Source organism: Ruoffia tabacinasalis, from assembly GCF_042652985.1.
Classification (GTDB): Bacteria; Bacillota; Bacilli; order Lactobacillales; family Aerococcaceae; genus Ruoffia; species Ruoffia tabacinasalis.
This window is the reverse complement of the sequence record NZ_JBHSHQ010000010.1, coordinates 1-5,338: the sequence shown is the minus strand read 5'-3', so window position 1 is coordinate 5,338 and position 5,338 is coordinate 1. Positions and strand designations below refer to the sequence as shown.

The window sequence follows — 5,338 nt, the reverse complement described above, 5'->3', positions numbered from 1 at the left end:
CAAAAGATTTCGATACCGATTTTCCACATAGCTCTTCAACAATCTTTGAAACTTTACGTGTCGAAACGCCCGAAACATACATCTCAAGCATTGAAGCGAGCAGTGCCTTTTCATTTCGCTGATAACGCTCAAACACCGTCGGTGAAAATTCACCATCACGTGTTCTAGGCACTTTTAACTCGAGTGTGCCCACACGAGTCGTAAAGTCTCGCTCATAATAGCCATTTCTTTGACTCTTACGACTTTCTGAACGTTCATAATCATCGGCTTGAATATATTCTGTTCGTTGCTTTTCCATCAATTGGTTGAAAACAGTGGTCAAAATATTTTTAGAAACTTCATCTTTTACCGAATGTTCAATAATACTTTGAACCTCTTCGTTGTTCAGTGTAAAATGTACTTGGGTCATGTAACGTCCTCCTAGGTATGTTTTTGTGGTTAAAAACATTGTACCGTAAAAGGGCTGTTACATGGCCTTTTATCTTTTACACAATTATATGGACTTTATCCGTTATAAAGATGCATTTAATATGTATAAAAATTTTATCAAAATAAAAAAATTTATAGATGATAATAAGAACAAGGAAGAGATTCTAAGCTCAATAGAATCTAAGAAATATAATGACAGAACATCAATGTATATATCTTCTCTATCATCAAAGGATCTGTGCAATAATATAATTAACATACGTAACTTCAAATACTCATTATATTATTATTTTAATGAGTATCCAGAGTCTATTTTAGAGGTAATTAAGTTTATTGAATTAGATATGGATTCTCAATGCAATAGATTTAAAGATGCAGATAATTTTGCAGATATCGCTAACTATATTCTTGAAAACAATTTATCTACATTTGAAGTAAGAGAAAAAGCGGCTGAGTTATTGAATCATATTGCATTCTATATTAATAGATTTCATGCACAGAGGTTAGTAGAATCTTTAATAAAAAGAGGCATAGAGCCTATGTTAGAAGAAATTTTAATAGAACATTAAATTAAATAGGATTAGCATAAAAACATTTTGAGAGTAGTTAAGACTACTCTTTTTTATTTACATAACATCAAAATTTTGTCATAAGCTTGACATGAGAGGGTACTGGTACTTTTATAGTTCGAACTCTCCATTATTTGAAAGAATTAATTAACAAAGGTGAAATCACTTTAGCTGATATTACTCGTAAATATACGCAAGAGTTGCATGCAAACGAAATCATTTTGTTAAGTTATTATATTGCGGCAATTAATATTGAAGCTACATTTGACGAAATAAATGGCAATAAAGGATATGCACCGTTTGAAGGTATTGTCTTAACTGATACATTCGAGAGTACAGAAGCAGAAGATACATTAGATGATTCATATTTCGGTTCAAATAACGATAGTTTAAAACGCCAAAAAGAAGTACCAATAACTGCAATTATTGGTAATCCTCCGTATTCAGCTGGGCAATCTAGTGTTAATGATAATAATCAAAAAACAGATTACGAATTCGGATTCCAATACGAGCATGAGAGGTATAAAGAGAATCCCTTAGAGTTTACAACATATGAACAAACAATAGCTGATATTCATGAAAAAGTAAATAAAACCTCTGATAATCTAATTAGGAAGTCACTTATTCTAACATCCTTAATTTTCACCGAAAGTTTGCTTAAATCTATTATTTCTTCTAAAATTCCGGAAGAAACTGAAATTACAAGTTTTAGTAATAAAATAATCAAAGATGAAATCAATGCTAACCTTCAAGGAGATGGTGAAATCAGAGAAAAAATTTTTAGGAAACTTTTCGGCGTGAGTGCTCCTGAACAACCTTGGAGAGATCTTCGAAAATCAATAACTCGTGGTATAGATTCAACTAAAATACAAGAAGATAAAATAGTATATACTGCTTATAGGGAAAATGAAAGTGTAGAAATCATAGAGCCTATTGATGAATTATTTGAAAAATTAATAACTTTTTGCAATGAACTCCAACAGATTATAATCAACGATACACATTCACTATGATTACTAACTTATCTTTAAATTGGTTTAATTGTAAAAACATATAAAAGCCCTAGAGTAACACGTCGTGTTGTTCTAGAGCTTTTTTTATACTTTTAGGCATTATGCTTAGATAGGAATAAATTCCTACCTTAGAGAACTCTAACTTATTTATCCTTTAGTCTAATAAAAATATCCTTATGTTTTTCAAGTATTTTTTTCAATTTTTCCAATTCCTGTTCCTGTTCTTCCTTAGTTAATATATGATCATTATTGCTTTTTTCTTGCTGATATTTTTTAGTATCTTTCTCACTCATTAGTATCCCCCTCCTTTATGATATTTTATATAGTTCAATAATTATACATTAATAGTAAAAGTTAAACAGTTAAGTAAAGGATAATACTTCAAGAACTATAACGCGTAGTCGTAATGTAACATAAAAAGTGAACAAAAAATAAAATCATCATATGAATTCTGTGTTGAAAATGTGTTCATTTAATAATTAATGCAATATAGGGTTAAAAACCTTATAGACCGTGGATTATAAGCATCTGAACATTTAATAGAATTATAATCCTTCTACACACCGCAACAAGTAGCTAGATTAATGACGCAAATAGTATTAATGGGTAAAGAGGATCAAAAGGGATTCACCATTTATGACCCAACTATGGGATCGGGATCGCTTCTTCTAAACGCACAACGCTATTCCAATGAACCATTAAGCGTTCGTTACTTTGGACAAGAATTAAACACTTCTACCTATAACTTAGCACGTATGAATATGTTTCTTCATAGAGTGCCTATTGAGAATCAGAAGTTACGTAATGGTGATACACTTGATGAGGATTGGCCAACAGATGAGCCGACAAACTTCCAAGGTGTATTAATGAACCCTCCATACTCAGCAAAATGGTCAGCATCTAAAGGCTTTTTAGATGACCCAAGATTTTCTTCATTTGGCGTATTACCACCGAAATCTAAGGCTGACTTTGCATTCTTACTACATGGTTATTATCATTTACGTAATGATGGAGTTATGGCAATTGTACTTCCACATGGCGTATTGTTCCGTGGTGCATCTGAAGGGAAGATACGTAAAGCTCTACTAGAAAACGGAGCCATTGATGCGGTGATTGGTTTACCAGCTAATATTTTTGTGAATACAAGTATCCCAACTACAATCATTATTCTAAAGAAAAATAGAGTAAATCGTGATGTGATGTTCATTGATGCATCAAATGAATTCACTAAAGAAAAAAATCAAAACATCTTAACTGAAGAAAATATTGAAAAGATACTTGAAACTTATAAGAAGCGCGAATTTGTAGATAAGTATGCTTATTTAGCACCTTATGATGAGATTGTAGAGAATGACTATAATTTAAATATCCCGCGCTATGTAGATACTTTTGAAGAACCAGAACCAATTGATGTGGTGTTAATGCTAAATTAGATTCAGCAATTATTGCTAGATAAGTTTCGGCACTTTATTCCAAAAAAAGAACCAATTCAGTTATACTTTTGCAGTATCAATTGAATTGGAGGATGAAAGGTGAACGAAAAAAAGATGAGTATTTATCATGAAATCCATCGATTACATCGATTGGGATTCAATAAAAGTCAAATTGAACGAAAAGTTGGAGTGAATCGAGACACGGTGAGGAAATATCTGGCAAAGGACTTTAAGGAAATGTCCGAATGGACATATACTTTACAAAATCGAGCCAAGAAATTGGATCCTTACGCAGACATAATTCTGGAGTGGCTGAAGGAGCACAGCGATTTATCGGCTGCTCAAATTGAGGATTGGCTGTTGGAAGAATATCCGGATCTTCAGGTCGGCTCAAGCACGCTACGCTCGTATATCAAACATCTGAGAGATCAGTATGCGATCCCTAAACGTAAAAAAATCCGGCAATATGAAGCCATTCCCGAAGTAGAGATGGGTGCGCAAATCCAAGTGGATTGGGGTCAAACGAAGCAAAAGACAAGAAGCAAAGAAGAAATCAAGCTGTATTTTATCTCTTTTGTTTTATCGCATAGCCGCTACAAATATCTTGAATGGTTGGACCGGCCCTTTACGACACAAGATACCATTCGTTCGCATGAAAATGCCTTTCGTCACTTTGGCGGAATGCCTGAAGAAATGGTTTATGACCAAGACAATTTAATCGCGGTCAGTGAGAACGCCGGAGACCTTTTACTCACCCAAGACTTTCAAGCATATCAACAAGCCTTAGGTTTTGATGTTTACTTGTGCCGCGGGTCAGATCCCGAAACAAAAGGAAAAATTGAACGTGTCGTCGGTTATGTAAAGGCTAACTTCGCAAAGAATCGGGTCTATGATGGACTTGATGACTGGAATAAGAAATCTCGCTCCTGGCTGGAACGCACAGGAAATCATAAAGTACACGGCACAACAAAAAAGAGACCAGATTCAGTGTTCCTTCTGGAAAAAGCACACTTGAAACCAGTCTCTTCAATCAAACACAAAGATATATCTTTCAGAAATAGTATAACAGCTACCGTAAATAAAGACAATACGATTCGCTTTAGAGGGAACCGCTATTCGGTACCGCTTGGTACCTATAAAACCGACGGTTCAAATCAAGTCTATCTTCATGAAAAAGGCCAAGAATTGGTTATTCTACATAAGATTACAGGTGATGAAATTGCGCGGCATACCCTTTCTTTAGAAAAAGGTAAATTGATAAAAAATCGCAACCACGGTCGTGATCGGGAAAAAACACTGCAAAAATACCGCACAGCCATGATTGGCCTATTCGAACAAGAAGAGGCAGCCATTCTCTTTATTGATAAAATAACGGAAAAGTATAAACGGTATGTACGCGATCAGTTTATGGTCTTGGAAAAGAGCATTCAAACATACCCCCAAGAACGGGATGCGGCACTCGCATATTGTATTGAAAATGAACTATGGAACGCCAATGATTTTAGAGACGTCGCTGCTTATTTAAACCAGCACAAGCCGGGAGATATTCCAAGAGGAATCGAATCAATCTCTTCGACTGCTTCATCAGGTATTCAAGTATCCACACGCTCAATCAGTGAGTATGTCAAAATTTTGGGCGGTGAAGTGAATGAGTAATGGCTTGGAAGATTTACAGCAGGCCTTTAAACAGCTGCGATTATCTGAGGTTTCGCTTGAGCTTCCTGCATTCATGCGAGAGGCTGAGCAAAAATCTTGGACTTATTATGAACTGTTAAACCATCTCTTGAAATACGAACTAACAAAGCGAGAAGAGAAAAACAAAGTCCGTCGCTTAAAATGGGCGAAATTCCCTTATCAAAAGACGCTTGAGGACTATGATTTAAGTGAGCAGACA

General features: G+C 34.8%; 5 protein-coding genes and 2 pseudogenes. 5 read left to right on the top strand and 2 right to left on the bottom strand.

The window, feature by feature from the left end; translation table 11 throughout:
* Window positions 1–409, bottom strand: a 409-nt coding sequence (locus ACFO5Y_RS01885) for a transposase (protein ID WP_380706330.1), incomplete at its 3' end; no start/stop codon positions are given.
* Window positions 410–470: 61 nt separating this feature from the next.
* Between ACFO5Y_RS01885 and ACFO5Y_RS01880 the strand changes: the two genes are divergently transcribed.
* Entirely contained in the window at window positions 471–998 is a 528-nt protein-coding gene (locus ACFO5Y_RS01880) for a hypothetical protein (protein WP_197105253.1), read from the top strand.
* Window positions 999–1,096: 98 nt separating this feature from the next.
* Window positions 1,097–1,484, top strand: a pseudogene (locus ACFO5Y_RS01875) (hypothetical protein); the annotation flags it as partial.
* A 670-nt stretch (window positions 1,485–2,154) separates the two neighbouring features.
* Here the strand turns inward: ACFO5Y_RS01875 and ACFO5Y_RS01870 are convergent.
* Window positions 2,155–2,304, bottom strand: coding sequence for a hypothetical protein (locus tag ACFO5Y_RS01870; protein ID WP_197105252.1), 150 nt, complete (start codon window positions 2,302–2,304; stop codon window positions 2,155–2,157).
* Window positions 2,305–2,565: 261 nt separating this feature from the next.
* Between ACFO5Y_RS01870 and ACFO5Y_RS01865 the strand changes: the two are divergent.
* The 3 genes and pseudogenes from ACFO5Y_RS01865 to ACFO5Y_RS01855 form a co-directional block, all read left to right on the top strand.
* Window positions 2,566–3,429, top strand: a pseudogene (locus tag ACFO5Y_RS01865) (type I restriction-modification system subunit M); the annotation flags it as partial.
* Between the two features lie 129 nt (window positions 3,430–3,558).
* Window positions 3,559–5,100, top strand: a complete 1,542-nt coding sequence (istA, locus tag ACFO5Y_RS01860; protein ID WP_380706331.1) for an IS21 family transposase — start codon at window positions 3,559–3,561, stop codon at window positions 5,098–5,100.
* Window positions 5,093–5,338, top strand: a 246-nt coding sequence (locus tag ACFO5Y_RS01855) for an ATP-binding protein (protein WP_380706329.1), incomplete at its 3' end; no start/stop codon positions are given. The genes istA and ACFO5Y_RS01855, both read left to right, overlap by 8 nt.